The 17,152-nt window shown below is 64.4% G+C and carries 16 protein-coding genes; 3 read left to right on the top strand and 13 right to left on the bottom strand.

What is annotated here, in order from left to right; translation table 11 throughout:
- Nucleotides 1-639 (bottom strand): acyl-homoserine-lactone synthase, encoded by a 639-nt coding sequence (locus LB572_RS00775; RefSeq protein ID WP_140802783.1) that lies wholly within the window; start codon nt 637-639, stop codon nt 1-3.
- Nucleotides 640-737: 98 nt separating this feature from the next.
- A complete protein-coding gene (locus tag LB572_RS00770) occupies nt 738-1,469 on the bottom strand; it encodes a helix-turn-helix transcriptional regulator (protein ID WP_263497757.1) in 732 nt (243 codons plus the stop codon).
- A gap of 279 nt (nt 1,470-1,748) precedes the next feature.
- On the opposite strand from LB572_RS00770, the gene LB572_RS00765 reads away from it, so the two are divergent.
- Nucleotides 1,749-2,570 (top strand): transporter substrate-binding domain-containing protein, encoded by an 822-nt coding sequence (locus LB572_RS00765; RefSeq protein ID WP_224666579.1) that lies wholly within the window; start codon nt 1,749-1,751, stop codon nt 2,568-2,570.
- On the opposite strand, the gene LB572_RS00760 is transcribed toward LB572_RS00765, so the two are convergent.
- On the bottom strand, nt 2,567-2,980 hold the full coding sequence (locus LB572_RS00760; protein ID WP_140802780.1) for a tellurite resistance TerB family protein: 414 nt from the start codon (nt 2,978-2,980) through the stop codon (nt 2,567-2,569). The two genes, LB572_RS00765 and LB572_RS00760, sit on opposite strands and share 4 nt — an antisense overlap.
- A 211-nt stretch (nt 2,981-3,191) precedes the next feature.
- On the opposite strand from LB572_RS00760, the gene LB572_RS00755 reads away from it, so the two are divergent.
- Nucleotides 3,192-4,841 (top strand): lysine--tRNA ligase, encoded by a 1,650-nt coding sequence (locus tag LB572_RS00755; protein WP_224666279.1) that lies wholly within the window; start codon nt 3,192-3,194, stop codon nt 4,839-4,841.
- On the opposite strand, the gene LB572_RS00750 is transcribed toward LB572_RS00755, so the two are convergent.
- From LB572_RS00750 to LB572_RS00740, 3 genes are all read right to left on the bottom strand, one after another.
- Nucleotides 4,804-5,661, bottom strand: a complete 858-nt coding sequence (locus LB572_RS00750; protein WP_224666277.1) for a thermonuclease family protein — start codon at nt 5,659-5,661, stop codon at nt 4,804-4,806. The two genes, LB572_RS00755 and LB572_RS00750, sit on opposite strands and share 38 nt — an antisense overlap.
- Before the next feature lie 10 nt (nt 5,662-5,671).
- Nucleotides 5,672-6,313, bottom strand: a complete 642-nt coding sequence (locus tag LB572_RS00745) for a helix-turn-helix transcriptional regulator (protein ID WP_224666276.1) — start codon at nt 6,311-6,313, stop codon at nt 5,672-5,674.
- 127 nt (nt 6,314-6,440) lie between these two features.
- Nucleotides 6,441-6,683 (bottom strand): hypothetical protein, encoded by a 243-nt coding sequence (locus LB572_RS00740; RefSeq protein WP_224666275.1) that lies wholly within the window; start codon nt 6,681-6,683, stop codon nt 6,441-6,443.
- Nucleotides 6,684-7,020: 337 nt separating this feature from the next.
- Between LB572_RS00740 and LB572_RS00735 the strand changes: the two genes are divergently transcribed.
- Nucleotides 7,021-8,670 (top strand): hypothetical protein, encoded by a 1,650-nt coding sequence (locus tag LB572_RS00735; protein ID WP_224666274.1) that lies wholly within the window; start codon nt 7,021-7,023, stop codon nt 8,668-8,670.
- 114 nt (nt 8,671-8,784) lie between these two features.
- Here the strand turns inward: LB572_RS00735 and LB572_RS00730 are convergent, their stop codons facing one another.
- The 7 genes from LB572_RS00730 to LB572_RS00700 form a co-directional block, all read right to left on the bottom strand.
- A complete protein-coding gene (locus LB572_RS00730) occupies nt 8,785-9,327 on the bottom strand; it encodes a thioesterase family protein (RefSeq protein WP_224666272.1) in 543 nt (180 codons plus the stop codon).
- A gap of 9 nt (nt 9,328-9,336) precedes the next feature.
- The gene (locus tag LB572_RS00725; RefSeq protein WP_224666271.1) at nt 9,337-11,556 is read right to left on the bottom strand and encodes a 3-hydroxyacyl-CoA dehydrogenase NAD-binding domain-containing protein; all 2,220 of its coding nucleotides are present in this window, start codon (nt 11,554-11,556) and stop codon (nt 9,337-9,339) included.
- 13 nt (nt 11,557-11,569) lie between these two features.
- Nucleotides 11,570-12,778, bottom strand: coding sequence for an acetyl-CoA C-acetyltransferase (locus LB572_RS00720; protein WP_224666270.1), 1,209 nt, complete (start codon nt 12,776-12,778; stop codon nt 11,570-11,572).
- Nucleotides 12,779-12,811: 33 nt separating this feature from the next.
- The gene (locus LB572_RS00715; RefSeq protein WP_224666269.1) at nt 12,812-13,981 is read right to left on the bottom strand and encodes an acyl-CoA dehydrogenase family protein; all 1,170 of its coding nucleotides are present in this window, start codon (nt 13,979-13,981) and stop codon (nt 12,812-12,814) included.
- Nucleotides 13,978-14,235 (bottom strand): DUF559 domain-containing protein, encoded by a 258-nt coding sequence (locus LB572_RS00710; protein WP_318013972.1) that lies wholly within the window; start codon nt 14,233-14,235, stop codon nt 13,978-13,980. The genes LB572_RS00715 and LB572_RS00710 overlap by 4 nt, the downstream gene beginning before the upstream one ends.
- A 309-nt stretch (nt 14,236-14,544) precedes the next feature.
- Nucleotides 14,545-16,341: an acyl-CoA dehydrogenase gene (locus LB572_RS00705; protein WP_224666267.1), complete on the bottom strand. Its 1,797-nt coding sequence runs from the start codon at nt 16,339-16,341 to the stop codon at nt 14,545-14,547.
- 229 nt (nt 16,342-16,570) lie between these two features.
- Nucleotides 16,571-17,035 (bottom strand): MerR family transcriptional regulator, encoded by a 465-nt coding sequence (locus LB572_RS00700; protein ID WP_224666577.1) that lies wholly within the window; start codon nt 17,033-17,035, stop codon nt 16,571-16,573.
- Nucleotides 17,036-17,152: the final 117 nt, after the last annotated feature.

Below are 17,152 nucleotides of genomic sequence, written 5' to 3'. Positions count from 1 at the left end.
TCACGATGCCTGCCTGAGGCCGAGCTGGCCCGGATAGCCCCAGGTCAGCACCGGCAGATGGTGGTTGCGGCGCTGGCGCACGACATCGAGCGTATGCTCGGTGAAGGTGAGCAGCGTCGCCACGACCTGCTGGTTGCCGTAGGTGCGCTGGTAGCCGAGCGGCTTGGCCAGGAAGTGCAGCTGCAGCGCGCGCAGGACCCACATCGGCTCGAACTCGATGATGACCTGGTTGACGTTGCGCTTCAGGCCCCATTCGACGAAGCCGGCGATCAGTTCTGTGCCGACCGTCGAGACGCCGCGCTTGCCGTCACGAAAGCCCGGGGCCACTGCGTAGCGGGTCAGCTCCCAGACATTCGGCCCCGTGGGGGATGGTCCCTCGCAGAGGTCGTACAACACGTCAGTCAGAAGATGCGGCCGTGTGGTCGGCAGCATGCGCTGGTAGCCGGCCAGCTCGCCGTTGCGGATGACGAGGTGGTGCTCGGCCTCGTCATGATCGAACTGGTCGATCTCGAGATGGTCCGGGCGATCGAGATCGGTCCATCCCATCTCCTCGACGAAGATCTTGTAGCGCAGTCGATGGACCGCCTCCCACAGGTCGGGACGTTCCATCAGTTCCTGAGTGGTAAGGGCAAAAAGCATTAGCCGTCTCCTAGGCTTAAGAGGAAGATACGGCCGTGATGTCCCTTAAAATATTGCGCGAATGCGCAGGCAAGAATTTCTAGGTCGGCACGGCCGACCTAGCTAATATAGCCACGTCTAATCGCCTCCGCGACTGCCTGGACCCGGTTGGCTGCGCCCAGTTTGCTCTTGGCGTTAAGAAGATGTTTCTCGGAAGTGTGTTCCGAGATGCCTAAAATTTGAGATATCTCCCATTCGGACTTGCCGACGGCGGCCCATTGCAGGCACTCCCGCTCACGCGCCGTCAATTCTATGTGATCGATGACGCTGTCGGCCTTGGTGTGCAGTTGCATGGCGCGGCCGATCGCATAGGTCGACGCCAGCGAGACCATTCCGAATTCCTCGTCGGACAGCTCGACGGACTCGCCGCCCAGCGAGACCATGACGATCTGGCCGTCGAGCGTGACCAGCGGAAGCGCCAGGCCGTCGCGCAGCTTGAACTCGCGCGCGTCGCCCATGACTTCGTCGCTGCTCTTGTCGATCAGGGTATTCCTGGAGGCGTCCCGCCATTGGAACGGCGCCTGAAGCTGCTTCATGTGACTGACGACCGGATCGTGATCGACATAGTTGCGCGCCACATAGCGCTCCAGCCAATTGCCTGGCCAATCGCAAAGCAGCACGTGCTGCTTCTGCTGGCCGCGTGGCGTGCCCGGCTGCGGCACCGTTCCCGCCATCAGTGCGGTCAGGCCGAAGTTCGAGGTGACGCCGAGCAGCCGCTCGCAGACTGCGGCCGCAGTGCCAGCATGCTGCAACTGGTCTATGTATTCCAGAGTTCTGTCGAACAGGCCCATCGCAACATCTACCCCATGTTGCTTCTGCTTTTTCATTACCGACGATAGATGGACGAACACCCCGTCGCCATCAACCCCCACTTTGCAATCTCCTCAGCTATGCCGGCAGCTTCCCCCTTCCGGCGCGCAGGTCATTTGCAAACGAGCTAAACCATACGCTTAATTTGGCCGCTTGAAATCAAAAACCGTTGTGCCTGCCCCATTTTCATACGAAAAGCCAAGGAACGGGGACAGGCGCGGAGCCATATCGTGATGTTGCGGCGGATATTTCTGGCCCTGATGTCGGTGCTGGGCGGCGCACTGCCCCTTGCCGGCGCGACTCAAGGTGCGGAGCCGCAGGTGCCGGTGCTTTGGGACGCCAAGGAGCGGCTGCCGAAGCCCGACCTCTCGGCGCTGCCGCGGCTCAGATTCCTCACCACCACCGATTTTCCGCCCTTCAACTTCCTCGACGGCTCAGGCCGCCTGTCGGGATTCCACATCGATCTGGCGCGTGCGATCTGCGCGGAACTGGGCGTCGTCGAGAAATGCCAGGTCCAGGCCTTGCCGTGGAACGAGTTGGAGGATGCCCTCCAGAAAGGCGAAGGCGAGGCGATCATCGCCGGCATCGCCGCGACCCCGGAGAGCCGGGAGAAATACGCCTTCTCGCGCTCCTACATGCAATTCCCGGCGCGCTTCATCATGCCCAAGGCAAAGGCCTTCGCCGAGCCGATCCTGGACAAATTGCGCAGCAAGCGGGTCGGCGTCGTCACCGGCTCGGCGCATGAGAAAATGCTGCGCGACTATTTCAAGACCGTGCAGGTGGTTACGTTCGACAAGCCGGAGGACCTCTATGCCGACCTCAAGGCCAACAAGATCGACGCCGCCTTCGGCGACGGCATGCGCTTTTCCTTCTGGCTGGGCGGCTCGGACGCCGCCGGCTGCTGCCGCTTCGCCGGCGGTCCTTATCTAGCGCCAGAGTATCTGGGCTCGGGCATGGCGATCGCCACCCGCAAGAGCGACACTGCGCTTGCCGCCGCCTTCGACTACGCGCTGCAGGAGATCTCGATCAAAGGCACCTTCGCCGAGTTTTATCTACGCTATTTTCCGGTGAGCTTTTTCTAGGTCAGCGTGCGCAGGCGCGCCTTGGCCGCCCGCGCGATCGCGGCCACGGTCAGCGTATCGAGATCGAGCTTGAGGCGGATGAGCTGCAGCACCCTCACCTCCTCCATGCGCATCTCGAGATCGACGGCGGCGACCTCGAAAGCGGCGGCGTAGGCCGTGTCGCGCAGCCGCTCCGGCAGCGCATCGGCAACGCGCGCCAGCACGCCTTCCAACCCATCCTTCTCATGCAGCGCCTTCTGGCAGGCCTGCGCCACGGCAACCAGCCTGTCCTGGTTGAAATCGACGAACACCGGCCAGGAGCGGACGACGTCGCCGATCCGCGCAAGCTCGACATCGGTCATGTCGCGGTCGGAAGCGGAGGTGATGACCATCAGGTGGATCAGGGCTTCGTGCGGCGTCAATAAGGGCATTCAAAACTCCTGGAAGCGTGCATGTCGTTTCCCCAAACCACGAGGCACTTTGGGGCGGCATGCACAGGATAATCGCGCTCCAACGTAGGGACCCCATTATGGCGTCGCAAGGAAAACCGGCGCAAATCGTTGACGCTCCGGTCTCGCGCGCCTAGAGACCGGTCGACAAACTTTATTTCGCCGCGCAGACGGCCATGACTGGACCTTTGACATGACGGGATCAAACCTCATCGATCTCAATCCCGAGATGCTTGCGGCGGCGGCCGAGAGCAAGGCCTGGCCGTTCGAGGAAGCCAAGAAGATTATCGCCCGCTACAAGGGCAAGGATTTTCCCGAAACCGTGCTGTTCGAAACCGGCTACGGCCCCTCCGGCCTGCCGCATATCGGCACCTTCGGCGAGGTGGCGCGCACGACCATGGTGCGGCATGCCTTCCGGGTGCTGACGCAAGACAAGGTCAAGACCAAGCTCCTGTGCTTCTCCGACGACATGGACGGCATGCGCAAGATCCCGGAGAACGTCCCGGACCGCGCCGCGCTCGAGCCCTATCTGCATATGCCGCTGACCTCGGTGCCCAATCCGTTCGGCGGCGACTATGCGAGCTTCGCGGACCACAACAACGCGATGCTATGCCGCTTCCTCGACACGTTCGGCTTCGACTACGAGTTCGCCAGCGCGACGCAGTACTACAAGGCCGGCCGCTTCGACGAGATACTGCTGCGCGCCGCTGGGCACTATGACGAGATCATGGGCGTGATGCTGCCGACGCTCGGGCCGGAGCGTCAAGCGACCTACAGCCCCTTCCTGCCGATCTCGCCGAAGAGCGGCCGCGTGCTCTATGTGCCGATGATAAATGTCGACGCCAAGGCTGGCACCATCACCTTCGACGATGAAGGCACGGAGACGACGCTGCCGGTCACCGGCGGCCATGTGAAGCTGCAGTGGAAGCCGGATTTCGGCATGCGCTGGGCAGCGCTCGGCGTCGATTTCGAGATGTTCGGCAAGGACCACCAGACCAACGCGGCGATCTACGACCGCATCTGCAACATCCTCGGCGGGCGCGCGCCGGAGCATTTCGTCTACGAGCTGTTCCTCGACGAGGAAGGCCAGAAGATCTCGAAGTCGAAAGGCAATGGCCTGACCATCGACGAATGGCTGACCTACGCGCCGACGGAGAGCCTCGGCCTCTACATGTACCAGCGGCCGCGGCAGGCGAAGAAGCTCTATTTCGACGTCATCCCGAAGGCGGTGGACGAGTATTACGCTTTCCTCGGCGCTTATCCGCGCCAGGACTGGAAGGAGCGGCTCGGCAATCCGGTCTGGCATATGCATGACGGCAACCCGCCGGCCATCGACCTGCCGGTGCCGTTCGCGCTGCTGCTCAACCTGGTTAGCGCCTCCAACGCGCATGACAAGTCGGTGCTGTGGGGCTTCATCTCGCGGCATGCGCCGGGCGTGACACCGAAGACGCATCCGGAACTCGACCGGCTGACCGGCTACGCGATCCGCTATTTCGACGACTTCGTGAAGCCGACCAAGGTTTTCCGCGCCGCCGACGAGGTGGAGCGCGAGGCGCTGGCGAAGCTTTCCGACACGCTCGGCGCGCTGCCGCAAGGCGCCGACGGCGAGGCGATCCAGAACGCCGCGCTCAATGTCGCGCGCAAGATCGAGCGCTACCAGGACCATTCCAAGCAGAGCCCGGAGGGCGGGCCCGGCGTGTCGGTCGCCTTCTTCCAGATGATCTATCAGGTGCTGATCGGCCAGGAACGCGGGCCGCGCTTCGGTTCGTTCGCGGCACTTTACGGCATCGCCGAGACACGGGCGCTCATTGAGCGGGCGCTGGCTGGTCAGCTGGCGGCGTAACGTCGCCGCCATCGGCCGGCAGGATCGAGTCCGGCGCCACGGGCGCCGGTTCCGATGCGGCCGGCAGCGCCGGCAGGCCGTCGAGGTTCGGCGCCGGCCCGAAAATACCCTTCCTTGCGGTGCGGGCCTTGCTCTCGGCCTCGACATAGGGGCCGCCTTGCGCGGCGCGCGCCCAGCCGTTCTCGACCAGCCACTGGCCGATGTCCTGATTGCCGATATGGCATTCGGCGGAAATGGTGTCGCGACCGCCCTCCGGCGGCACGGTGCAGGCGACGGCACGGCCACGCAGGAAAGCGCGGAACGCTGTCCTGGCGCGCGCGCCGCAGGCCCAGCTCTTGCCCTCGTCGCTGCAGGTTTCGTCCGCCTTGACGACATCCACGCCCGACACGGCGACCGCGTAGCCCTTCGATTCGATCAGCCCGGCGGCGGTGGCGACCGGCTGGAACAATTTCGTGCCGTTCCAGTCGCCTGGCATCTTCGTTTTGGGCGGCTTGGGCGGCCCGGCCAGCGCCAGATCGCTGAGCGGCGCGCGCGGTTCCACCCGTTCGAGCTGATTGTCCGAAAGAGCGGGCGGCGCCACCGTTTCAGGATCGATGGCTCTCGAATGAACGGGGGGCTGCGGAGCGGCGGGCGCGGGAATGGCCGAGGTCGCCGGCTCTTCCGGCGGCGTCTCAGTGCCTGGATCTGCAAGCGCGTCCGGATCGATCTGATCCACCGCGATCGTGCTCTCATGGCCTTTGACTGCGCGGCCGCCGGCAACGACGAGCGCCGCCATCACCGGAATTGCCAGAACCGCCAGGGCTGTTTGAAGAAGCCGCACCAGTCCGGACCTACTGGCTCGCCCAGACGATGCGCGCCACCCATTCGATATCGCGCGTCGGGATGTCACGGTCCGGGTGAGCGGGGTTGAGCGAAACCAGCACGATCGATTTCACCGTTTGCCGATCGAGCACCTTAGCCATCACCTCGCCGGCCGTGGTCTTGACCACGACACGGTCGCCCTTGCGCGTCGGTGCGCCCGGCTCGACGATCAGCACGTCGCCGTTGCGGTAGAGCGGTAGCATGGAATCGCCCTGCACCTGCAGCGCGTAGGACGTCTCGGTCGCCCGCGCCGGAAGCTCGACCAGATCCCAGCCCTGCCCCGCCGGATAGCCGGCATCGTCGAAGAAGCCGCCCGCGCCGGCCTGGGCGAAGCCAAGCAGCGGGACGGCGCTGCGATGCTGGGCGACGGAGGCGCCGCCGTGTCCTTCGACCAGCCCGGTGAACTCCTCCAGCGAAGCGCCGGTGGCTTCGATGATCTTGGCCAGCGACTCGGTCGAGGGCCAGCGCGGCCGGCCGTCGGAAGACAGACGCTTCGACTTGTTGAAGGCCGTCGAATCGAGGCCGGCGCGCCGGGCAAGGCCGGAAGCCGAAAGCGAGTAGCGCTCGGCGAGAGCGTCGATTGCGGCCCATACGCGGTCATGTGAGAGCACGCGCGCTCTCCTTTAAAACAGGAAAAAATGCCTCAAGCCTGTCTAGCGCGCAGTCACGCCCTTGTCCACCGGCGCAGCCGGCGGATCGTTAAGAATGCTCCATCCCCTTCCCGTTCGGACGCAGTACCTATCCGATCCCGGCCAGGGCCTTCGGCAGGCCTTTCCTGAGTTCCTCGGCATTCATGACCGGCACGAAATCCACGGCGGCGTTGAAAGCCAGGAAGAACCGCTCGCCGAAATGCGGCATGTCGGAACTGTCCTTTATGTCGACGAACAGGTAAGCCGTTCGTTGACCCTTTTCGGCGGTGAAGTAGGCGGCCTCCGGCTTAAGCTCGGACAGTGTGTTCGATGAACTTCCCCATGCTGCCATCCTTGAGTGCCTTGTTGCCTTCGACGGTCGGAACGGTAACTTTCAGCATCATGCGCATGATAATCGCTCCTCAACACTTCTGTTAGCGATAGCTAATCTATCATTCCGACCTGTTGCAAAAAAGCTGGCGGCGCCCTGCTCATGAAAGCGTGATCGGGCCGGCGGCGACCGCGCCGGATTGACCTTGGACGCTGAATGCCCCTAAGGTCCGGCCCGCGGTGCAGGCCGCATCCGGGTCCGCGGGAAGGGTTGAACCCACTTGCTTCGATGAGCTGACAGCCAAACCTTTGTGCAGCCGGATTTGCGGACCTTCGGCGAAGAACGCACGGAGGTTTTCATGAACCAACTCCCCAACCGTCCCAATCTCGACCTGTTGAAGAAACAGGCCAAGGACCTGCTCGCGGCCTACCGGCGCGGCGAGCCGGACGCGCTCGCCCGCTTTCGCCAAAGCCTGCCTTCAGCGGCGGGCAGGGACGATACGGCAATCGCGGCGCTCGGCCTTCGCCTGCATGACGCCCAGTCCTGCCTGGCGCGCGAATACGGCTTCCCGTCCTGGCGCGACCTCGACAGCTTCGTCGCCGCGCAGCGCGCCTATGGCGCCGACCGCGCCGCCTCGATCCGCAACTGGGCGGGACTCGTCTATGCCGGGGACATCACCGGCAGCACCGACCGGGCGCACCCCGAGGCCGCCGCGCGCATGGCCGAAGACCATCCCGACCTCGTCCGGGGCGACGCCTATCTGGCCTGCGCGGTCGGCGACGAGACGGCATTGCAGGAGGCGACGAAGCGGGACGCCGGCTGGCTCAACCGCCCGGGCGGCCCGCTGAACCTGCCGCCGCTGGTGGCCGTGACCCATTCGAGCCTGGTGCGGCTGCCGCGCTTTCGCGACGCGCTTCACGCCGCCGCCAGACTGCTCATCGAGGCCAGCGCCGATCCCAATCAGGCGACCGGCAGCCGCAGGCCGCCGGCCTCGCTGGCGAAGCCTTCGGACCAATATCCATTGTCGGCGCTCTACGGCGCGGCCGGGCAGAACCATGACCCGGTCATGACCAAGCTGCTGCTCGATGCCGGCGCAGATCCGAATGACGGCGAGTCGCTCTACCACTCGCTGGAGAACCCGGCCTGTACACGGCTCCTGCTTGCGGCCGGCGCTCGTGTCACCGGCTCCAATGCGCTTTATCGTGTGCTGGATCTCGACAGCCTGGAGGCGCTGAACCTGCTGCTTGCCGCGCCGGATGCGGATCCGAACGAACCAGCCGGCAGCCAGCCGACCTCCGACTGGGGCAGGCCGCTTCTGTGGGCGATCCGGCGGCGACGTTCGCCGGCGCATATCGAAGCGCTGCTTGGCGCCGGCGCCGACCCGTCGGCGCGAACGCCCGAGGGTTTGAGCGCCTATCAGGTCGCCTTGCGCTTCGGGCTGCCGGATGTAGCCGCGCTGCTGCGGCAAGCTGGAGACGACGCCCCGCTTCCCGACGATGAGCGCTTCATCGCCGCCTGCGCGGCCGGCGACGAGACGACGGCGCGCGCGATCAAGGCTCGCCGGCCCGACCTGCCGGCTTCGCTGTCGGACCAGCAATTGCGGCTTCTGCCCGAGCTTGCCGCGCAAGGCTGCGGCGACGCGGTGAAGGCGATGGTCAGGCTCGGTTGGCCGATCGCCCGGCGCGGCGGCGACTGGGACGCCTCGGCGCTGAACCATGCCGTCTTTCGCGGCGATACTGACCTCACCGCCTTCCTGCTGGAGTACGGCGCGGACTGGAAAGAGAAGCATGGCTTCGGCGGCGACGTGCGTGGAACGCTCGGCTGGGCATCGGTCAACGAGCCCGAACCCGGTGGCGACTGGGTGGGTTGCGCCGCAGCGCTGGTGGCGCACGGGATGCCTGCCGGACGGCCGGATCCGCAAGGCAGGCGAGCCGTTGTCGCCTTTGATGACGATCTGATGGTCTTTTCGGACGAGGTGGCCGACTTCCTGCTCGGCAAGGCGGAATGAGCCGAGGGCGTTTCACCGTTTCACGGAACCGGCGAACCGCTCTAGCTCCTTGTTTTGACGCAATTCCGGACGGAAAACCGCGACACACTTTTCCTGGAATTGCTCCAAGCGCAATCAGGCCGCCTTGGCCTGTTCGCGCAAATTCCGGTGCGAAAGCATGAACGCCCGCTCGGCTTCGGTCGGCGGGCGTGGGCTGGCGGCGTGGCCGAGCGCTGCGACGACCTCGTCGATGTCGAGGAAGCGGCGGCCACCACGGTCATAGACGCCGCCGGTGGTCAGGATCAGCGCCGCCGTCTCGCCGCCATCGAGGACGAAACGGTGCCTGCCGATGACGGCCGTGCCTTCCCAGGTCTCGATCGACGACACCACCTCGAAGCGGCGCCACAGCTTGATCTCGCGTACATAGGCGACCTGCAGCCCGCCGATCGTCGGCGCCCAGCCATTCTTGCGCGCCAGCGCGATGAGCCCGACGCGCAGGAAGATGTCGATGCGGCCGAGATCGGCCAGCATCATGTAGCGGGCGTTGTTCAGATGCAGGTTGAAATCGATGTCGATCGGCAGACAGCGAAAGGCCAGCCGGCTGCCGTCGCCGACCCTATAGGGGCCACGGCTCGACGCCGTGGCCATGGTGCGGGCCATTCGCCCCCAGACATACATCCCGATTCGTCAGGCCGCCTCTTTGACCTCGCCCTTCTGGTAAGGGTCGAAGCGCTGGTAGAAGGTCTCGCCCTTCTCGGCCATGTCGAGGAGAAGCTTCGGCGCCTTGAACTCGGCGCCATACTTCTTCTGCAGACCCTTGGCGATCTTGACGAAACGCTTGGCGCCGATGCCGTCGATATAGGACAGCGCGCCGCCGGTGAAGGGCGCGAAGCCGAAGGCGAGGATCGAGCCGACATCGGCTTCGCGCGGATCGGTGACGATGCCCTCTTCCATCACGCGGGCCGCTTCCAGCGCGATGGTGACCAGCAGGCGCTCTTTCAGCTCCTCATAGTCGACCTTCTCGGGGTTCAGCTGCGGATAGAGATCCTTCAGCCCCGGCCACAGCTTCTTCTTCGCCGGTTTGGCCGGATAGTCGTAGAAGCCCTTGCCGTTCTTGCGGCCGAAGCGGCCATGCGTGTCGACCATGGTGTTGATCAGCGCCATCTGCCTGGGATCGACGGCCTTTTCGCCGAGATCCCTGATGGTCTGCTTCATGATCTTCTGGGCAAGGTCGACGGCGGTCTCGTCGGTCAACGCCAGCGGCCCGACCGGCATGCCGGCAGCCTTGGCGGCATTCTCGATCATCGGCGCAGGCACACCTTCAATCAGCATCTTATAGGCTTCCGACATGTAGCGCAGCACGCAGCGGTTGACGTAGAAGCCGCGCGTGTCGTTGACGACGATCGGCGTCTTCTTGATGGCGCGCACGAAGTCGAAGGCGACGGCCAGGGCCTTGTCGCCCGTCTTCTTGCCGAGGATGATCTCGACCAGCGTCATCTTGTCGACCGGCGAGAAGAAGTGGATGCCGATGAAGCTTTTTGGCCGCGCCGAATTCTTCGCCAGCGCGGTGATCGGGATCGTGGACGTGTTCGAAGCGAAGATCGCCGACGACTTCAGCGCCGCTTCGGCCTTCTCGGTGGCATCCTTCTTGACGCCCGAATCCTCGAAGACCGCCTCGACGACGAGATCGCAGCCGGCAAGGTCGGCATAGTCCGCCGTCGGCGTGATCAGCGACAGGAGCTTGTCCTTGTCCTCCGGCTTGGCACGGCCCTTCTTGACCTGGTCGGCCATCAGGCCGTCGGAATGCGCCTTGCCCTTCTCGGCCGAGGGCAGATCGCGGTCGAGCAGCACCACCGGGATTCCGGCGCGTGCGGTGACATAGGCGATGCCGGCACCCATGAAGCCGGCGCCGAGGATGCCGATCTTCTTGAACTTGGTGTCGGGCACGCCGGCGGGACGGCGCGCGCCCTTGTTCAGTTCTTGCAGCGAGAGGAACAGCGAGCGGATCATCGCCGCCGCTTCCTTCGACTGCATGATCTCGGTGAAATAGCGCTGCTCGATCCTGAGCGCGGTGTCGAACGGCACCAGCAGGCCTTCATAGACGCATTTCAGGATCGCGGCCGCGGCCGGATAATTGCCGTAGGTCTCGCGGCGCAGGATGGCGATGGCCGGCGGCCAGAGATTTGCGCCGGCCGCCGAATAGATCGGACCGCCCGGCAGCTTGAAACCCTTCTCGTCCCAGGGCGCTACCGGCTTCAGGCCGTTCCTGATCATCGCCTTGGCGGTCTCGACCAGTTTCTTCGGCTCCGCGATCTCGTGGATAAGGCCCATCTGCTTCGCCTTCTGCGGCGAAAGGTTCTGGCCGGTGGTCAGCATCTGCAGCGCCTGCTGCTGGTCGGTCAGCCGCGGCACGCGCTGGGTGCCGCCGGCGCCGGGGAAGATGCCGATCTTCACCTCGGGCAGCGCCATCTTCACCTTGTCGGAATCGGCCGCGACGCGGCCATGGCAGGCGAGCGACATCTCGAAGGCGCCGCCCATGCAGGTGCCGTTGATCGCCGAGACCCACGGTTTCCCGCATGTCTCGATCTTGCGGAACAGGCCAGTCATATAGCCGGCATTCTCGAACAGCGCCCTGGCCGCCTTGTCGAGATCCTTCTCCTTGTCGACGGCGAAGGTCGCCAGCATCTTCTGCAGCATGGTGATGTCGGCGCCGCCGGAGAAGGAGTCCTTACCCGAGGTGATGACCGCGCCCTTGATGGCGGCATCGCCGGCCACCTTATCGACGATGGCGTTCAGCTCGCGCATCACCTCCTCGGTGAACACGTTCATAGAACGGTCCGTCATGTCCCAGGTGATCAAAGCAATGCCGTCGGCGTCCACGTCGAGGGTGAAATTGGTGTAGCTCATCTTCTTGTCTCCCTCAGACGCGTTCGATGATGGTGGCGGTGCCCATGCCGGCGCCGATGCAGAGCGTGACAAGCGCAGTGTTCAAGTCGCGGCGCTCCAGCTCGTCCAGCACCGTGCCCAGGATCATGGCGCCGGTGGCGCCGAGCGGATGACCCATGGCGATCGCCCCACCGTTGACGTTGATCTGGTCATGCGGGATCTCGAACGCCTGCATGTAGCGCAGCACGACCGAGGCGAAAGCCTCGTTGAGCTCGAACAGGTCAATGTCCGACAGCTTCATCTTGGCGCGCTTCAACAGCTTCTCGGTGACGTCGACCGGACCGGTCAGCATCAGCACCGGTTCCGAGCCGATATTGGCGAAAGCGCGGATGCGAGCGCGGGGCTTGAGCCCCATCGCCTTGCCAGCCTTCTTGGAGCCGAGCAGCACGGCGGCGGCGCCGTCGACGATGCCGGAGGAATTGCCGGCGTGGTGGACGTGATTGACCTCCTCGACTTCCGGATGCTTCTGCACGGCGACCGCGTCGAAGCCGCCCATCTCGCCGGGCATGACGAAGGACGGGTTGAGCGAGGCCAGCGACTGCATGTCGGTCGAGGGCCGCATGTGCTCGTCATGGTCGAGAATGGTGAGGCCGTTCTGGTCCTTGATCGGGATCACCGAATTCTTGAAGCGGCCCTCGCCCCAGGCCTTGGCCGCACGCTTCTGGCTCTCGACCGCATAGGCGTCGACGTCGTCGCGGGAAAAGCCGTATTTGGTGGCGATCAGGTCGGCCGAGATGCCCTGCGGCACGAACCAGCCGGGCAGGCCGACGGACGGGTCCATGAACCAGGCGCCGCCCGACATGCCCATGCCGACGCGCGACATGGATTCGACGCCGCCGGCAATGACGATCTCGTCCGCGCCCTGCGCGATCTTGGCGGCGCCGAAATTGATGGCGTCGAGGCCCGAGGCGCAGAAGCGCGAGATCTGCATGCCGGGCGCCTTGGTGTCGTAGCCGGCTTCGAAGGCCGCGGCACGCGGAATGACCGAGCCAGCCTCGCCCACCGGGTCGACGCAGCCGAAGATGATGTCGTCGACATTGGCGGTCTCAAGCCCGTTGCGGTCGCGCAGCGCTTCCAGCGTCCTTGCGGCGAGCCGCACCGCTGGCACCTCATGCAGCGAGCCATCCTTCTTGCCCTTGCCGCGCGGCGTGCGCACGGCGTCGTAGACGTAAGCCTCAGTCATTTTGGTGCTCCTTGGCTTTGCCGGCCGCCGCGCTCACAGGGAGCGCCCGATCAGCAATTTCATGATCTCGTTGGTGCCGCCATAGATGCGCTGGACGCGGGCGTCGCGGTACATGCGGGCGATCGGATATTCATTCATGTAGCCATAGCCGCCATGCAGTTGAACGCATTCGTCGACGACTTTGCCCTGCAGGTCGGATAGCCAGTACTTGGCCATCGAGGCGGTGACCGGGTCGAGGCCGCCATCGATGTGGCGGGCGACGCAGTCATTGTAGAAGACGCGGCCGATCGTGGCCTCGGTCTTCAATTCGGCCAGCTTGAACTGGGTGTTCTGGAAATCGATGACCGCCTTGCCGAAGGCCTTGCGTTCCTTGACGTAGTCGATGGTGAGCGCCAGCGCCCGCTCGATCATGGCGATCGCCCCGGTGCCGATCTGCAGCCGCTCCTGCGGCAGTTGCTGCATTAGCTGGACGAAGCCCTTGCCTTCCTCGTGGCCGAGCAGGTTCGAGGTCGGCACCCGGACGTCGTTGAAGAACAGCTCGGACGTGTCGTTCGATTTCAGCCCGATCTTGTCGAGGTTGCGGCCGCGCTCGAAGCCCTCGACCTCGTCCGTCTCGACGACGATCAGCGAGGTGCCCTTGGCGCCCTTGTCCGGATCGGTCTTGGTGACGACGATGATCAGATTGGCGAGTTGGCCGTTGGTGATGAAGGTCTTCGAGCCGCTGATCTTGTAGTGGTTGCCGTCCTTCTCGGCGCGGGTCTTGACGCCCTGCAGGTCGGAGCCGGCGCCGGGTTCCGTCATGGCGATGGCCCCGATCAGCTCGCCGCTCGCCAGCTTGGGCAGCCATTTCTGCTTCTGCTCCTCGGAGCCGTAATGCAGGATGTAGGGTGCCACGATCGAGTTGTGCAGGCCGATGCCGAAGCCGTCGACGCCGACGTGGCCGATCGCCTCGATGATGGCGCTCTCATGCGCGAAGGTGCCGCCCGAGCCGCCGTATTTCTCCGGCATCGAGGCGCAAAGCAAGCCGGCGGCCCCCGCCTTCAGCCAGCTCTCGCGGTCGAACATCTCGTTCTTCTCGAACTCGTCGTAGCGCGGCGCAATCTCTTCGGCCATGAAGCGGGACGCCATGTCATAGAGCATGCCGACCTCGTCCGCCGCCCAGGCGGGCTTCGGCAGGCCAAGAATTTCGGCTGGATTTGTCATGCTATTTCCTCCGCTGCGCCAGCGTCCCCCTCCCCCTTGAGGGGAGGGTGGCCGCGAAGCGGTCGGGTGGGGTCGCCGGCGACACGCTCGGCCTTTTCTTTAACGAACTGCGCCACATGCCATGCACTGTTGATGACATCCGGTTCGTCGATCCGGAGAATGACGTAGCCGAGCGACCGCAAATAGGAGTAACGATTCGCGTCGTGACGCTTGCCGGCCTCGGTTTCATACAGGTCGCCGTCGACCTCCACGATGAGTTTGACCGACGGGCAAACGAAATCGACAATGTGCGGGCCGATCGGCGATTGCCGCCTGACTTCAGGCCATCAGCCTTCAATTCCCGCAATTCGTACCACAGCAACGACTCCGACTTCGTCGCATGGAGCCGAAGCGAGCGAGCCTTCTGCCGCATCTCGAAACTGACCCGCGTGCGGGGCATTGCGGTGGTCCTCCTCCTAGCGCACATCCGTCAAAATTGGCGTCGAGATCGTCGCGGGCGACCCCACCCGACCAGACTTCGTCTGGCCACCCTCCCCTCAAGGGGAGGGGGACGCCGAGCATTTCTAGAACGCTTCCGCCGGCAGCGCCATTAGCGTGTCCGCGCCACTCGATATGCGGGCAAGACGCGTCGCCGTTTCCGGCATGATGCGCTCCATGAAGAAGCGCGCGGTCACCAGCTTGGTGTCGTAGAACACGCTGGCGCCATTGGCGCCTTCCGCGAGCTTCGTCTGCGCCGACTTCGCCATCTGCGCCCACATGTAGCCCAGCGCCACCAGGCCGAAAAGATGCATGTAGTCTGTCGAGGCCGCACCGGCATTGTCGGGCTTGGCCATCGCGTTCTGCACCAGCCACATGGTTGCCGCCTGCAGGTCGTTGAGGCCCTTCTTCAGCACCTTGGTGTAGGGCGCCATCTTGTCGTCGGCGCGGTTTTCCTCGCAGAACTCGCCGACCTCCTTGAAGAAGGCCTGCACGGCGCGGCCGCCATTCTGCGCCAGCTTGCGGCCGACAAGGTCGAGCGCCTGGATGCCGTTGGCGCCTTCATAGATCATGGCGATGCGGGCATCGCGCACGAACTGGCTCATGCCGTGCTCTTCGATATAGCCGTGGCCGCCGAACACCTGCTGCGCCATCACAGCGTGATCGAACCCCTTGTCGGTGAGCACGCCCTTGACCACCGGCGTCATCAGGCCGGTGTAGTCGTCGGCCGCCTGGCGGTCCTTGTCGTCGCCGGAGCGATGCGCGACGTCGGACTTGATCGCCGTCCACAGCGCCAGCGCGCGGCCGGCCTCGTTGAAGGCCTTCATGGTCATCAGCGAGCGACGAATGTCGGGATGGACGATGATCGGGTCGGCCTTCTTGTCCGGAGCCTTGGCGCCCGACAGCGAGCGGCCCTGCAGCCGGTCCTTGGCGTAGGAAACGGCGTTCTGATAGGCGATCTCGGAGACCGAAAGCCCCTGCAGGCCGACACCGAGGCGGGCCTCGTTCATCATCGTGAACATGGCCTTCAGGCCGCCGTTCAATTCGCCGAGCAGCGTGCCCTCGGCTTCATCATAATTCATGACGCAGGTCGAGTTGCCGTGGATGCCCATCTTCTCCTCGATGGAGCCGCAGGAGAGCGTGTTGCGCTCACCGGGATTGCCCGAGGCATCGAGCTTGAACTTCGGCACGATGAACAGCGAGATGCCCTTGACGCCTTCCGGCGCGCCCTCGGCGCGGGCCAGCACCAGGTGGACGATGTTGTCCGACATGTCGTGCTCGCCGGCGGAGATGAAGATCTTCTGGCCGGAAATCCTGTAGGTGCCGTCGCCGTTGGGGACGGCCTTGCTGCGCAGCAGGCCGAGGTCGGTGCCGCAATGCGGCTCGGTCAGGTTCATCGTGCCGGTCCAGGTGCCCTCAATCAGCTTCGACAGCCAGGTGGCCTTCTGCTCGTCCGTGCCGTGGGTGACGATTGCCGCGATCGCGCCTTGCGTCAGGCCGGGATACATCATCAGCGCCATGTTGGCGGAGATCATGTATTCGGAGACGGCAGTGTGGACAGCGTAAGGCAAGCCCTGGCCACCGAACTCGGCAGGCGCGGCAAGCCCCATCCAGCCGCCCTCGCGATACTGGTCGTAAGCGTCCTTGAAGCCCTTGGGCGTCGTCACCGAGCCGTCGTCATGGCGCACGCAGCCTTCCATGTCGCCGACACGGTTCAGCGGATGCATGACGTTCTCGGCGAGCTTGGCGCCTTCGGCGAGGATCGCCTCGACCACATCGGGCGTCGCGTCCGAGAAGCCCGGAAGATTGGAATAGCGCTGATAGCCCAGCACGTCGTTGAGCAAGAACAGCGTGTCCTGGATCGGCGCCCTGTAGGTCGTCATGCCTTCCTCCACCCTTACAGTCCCGGCCGGCCAGCACGTTGCCTGTCATGGACAGGAGGCCGGGCCAATGTCGACGTCCCGATAGCAAATATTGACGTTTGCGTAAACGTCAACTTCGTCGCAGCCAAAAATTTTTGTGAGCGGCCAGGCATTGTGGCGACAAAAAAGCCGCGCGGCTATAGCCACGCGGCTTTCCATTTCCGGGATTGTCGCTGTCGAACGCGAGCGGTCAGCCGGCGGCGCTGGCCTGCGGCGCCGCAGTGCGCTCGACGAGCATCTGGCGCACCGCCGTCATCGACGTGCTCAACTCGTTGATGGCGTCGTCGATCAGCGCACGCTGCTTCTGCAGGCGGGCGAGCTGCTTCTCCGACTTGTCCAGCGCCAGCCGCAACTGCTTGGTGTTGGTGCCGGTCGGATCGTAGAGATCCATCATCTGCTTGACGTCGCGCAGCGAGAACCCGACCTTGCGGCCGAGCAGGATCAACTTCAGCCGAGCCTTGTCGCGGCGCGTGTAGAGACGGGTCGAGCCGTCGCGATGCGGGTTGAGCAGGCCCTTGTCTTCATAGAAACGCAGCGTGCGCAGCGTCACGCCGTATTTCTTGGCCATCTCGCCGATGCGGACGAATTCCTCGCCTGCTTCAGTTGGAATGTCATTGGTATTGGCCGCGGCCTCGCCGGGCGAAACAAGTTTCATGGTCACTGGCTTTCCCCTGGTGGCGTCGCGGTCGCGGACCAAGCGTCGCCTGAATGGAAGCGGGGGCGTGCTTCCAATCGTGGTTGCAACAAATCAATCGCAAGAGGCACGGCTTCG

This window comes from Mesorhizobium sp. BH1-1-5, assembly GCF_020165615.1.
Classification (GTDB): Bacteria; Pseudomonadota; Alphaproteobacteria; order Rhizobiales; family Rhizobiaceae; genus Mesorhizobium.
This window is presented reverse-complemented; position numbering and strand designations above follow the sequence as displayed.

What these genes read in the sequence shown, in the direction of transcription:
- LB572_RS00760 (WP_140802780.1), bottom strand. Translation starts at nt 2,980, where the DNA reads ATGCCCTTATTGACGCCGCACGAAGCCCTGATCCACCTGATGGTCATC.
- LB572_RS00770 (WP_263497757.1), bottom strand. Translation starts at nt 1,469, where the DNA reads ATGGGCCTGTTCGACAGAACTCTGGAATACATAGACCAGTTGCAGCAT.
- LB572_RS00700 (WP_224666577.1), bottom strand. Translation starts at nt 17,035, where the DNA reads ATGAAACTTGTTTCGCCCGGCGAGGCCGCGGCCAATACCAATGACATT.
- LB572_RS00730 (WP_224666272.1), bottom strand. Translation starts at nt 9,327, where the DNA reads ATGTATGTCTGGGGGCGAATGGCCCGCACCATGGCCACGGCGTCGAGC.
- LB572_RS00705 (WP_224666267.1), bottom strand. Translation starts at nt 16,341, where the DNA reads ATGACGACCTACAGGGCGCCGATCCAGGACACGCTGTTCTTGCTCAAC.
- LB572_RS00725 (WP_224666271.1), bottom strand. Translation starts at nt 11,556, where the DNA reads ATGAGCTACACCAATTTCACCCTCGACGTGGACGCCGACGGCATTGCT.
- LB572_RS00755 (WP_224666279.1), top strand. Translation starts at nt 3,192, where the DNA reads ATGACGGGATCAAACCTCATCGATCTCAATCCCGAGATGCTTGCGGCG.
- LB572_RS00735 (WP_224666274.1), top strand. Translation starts at nt 7,021, where the DNA reads ATGAACCAACTCCCCAACCGTCCCAATCTCGACCTGTTGAAGAAACAG.
- LB572_RS00765 (WP_224666579.1), top strand. Translation starts at nt 1,749, where the DNA reads ATGTCGGTGCTGGGCGGCGCACTGCCCCTTGCCGGCGCGACTCAAGGT.
- LB572_RS00720 (WP_224666270.1), bottom strand. Translation starts at nt 12,778, where the DNA reads ATGACTGAGGCTTACGTCTACGACGCCGTGCGCACGCCGCGCGGCAAG.
- LB572_RS00740 (WP_224666275.1), bottom strand. Translation starts at nt 6,683, where the DNA reads ATGGCAGCATGGGGAAGTTCATCGAACACACTGTCCGAGCTTAAGCCG.
- LB572_RS00775 (WP_140802783.1), bottom strand. Translation starts at nt 639, where the DNA reads ATGCTTTTTGCCCTTACCACTCAGGAACTGATGGAACGTCCCGACCTG.
- LB572_RS00715 (WP_224666269.1), bottom strand. Translation starts at nt 13,981, where the DNA reads ATGACAAATCCAGCCGAAATTCTTGGCCTGCCGAAGCCCGCCTGGGCG.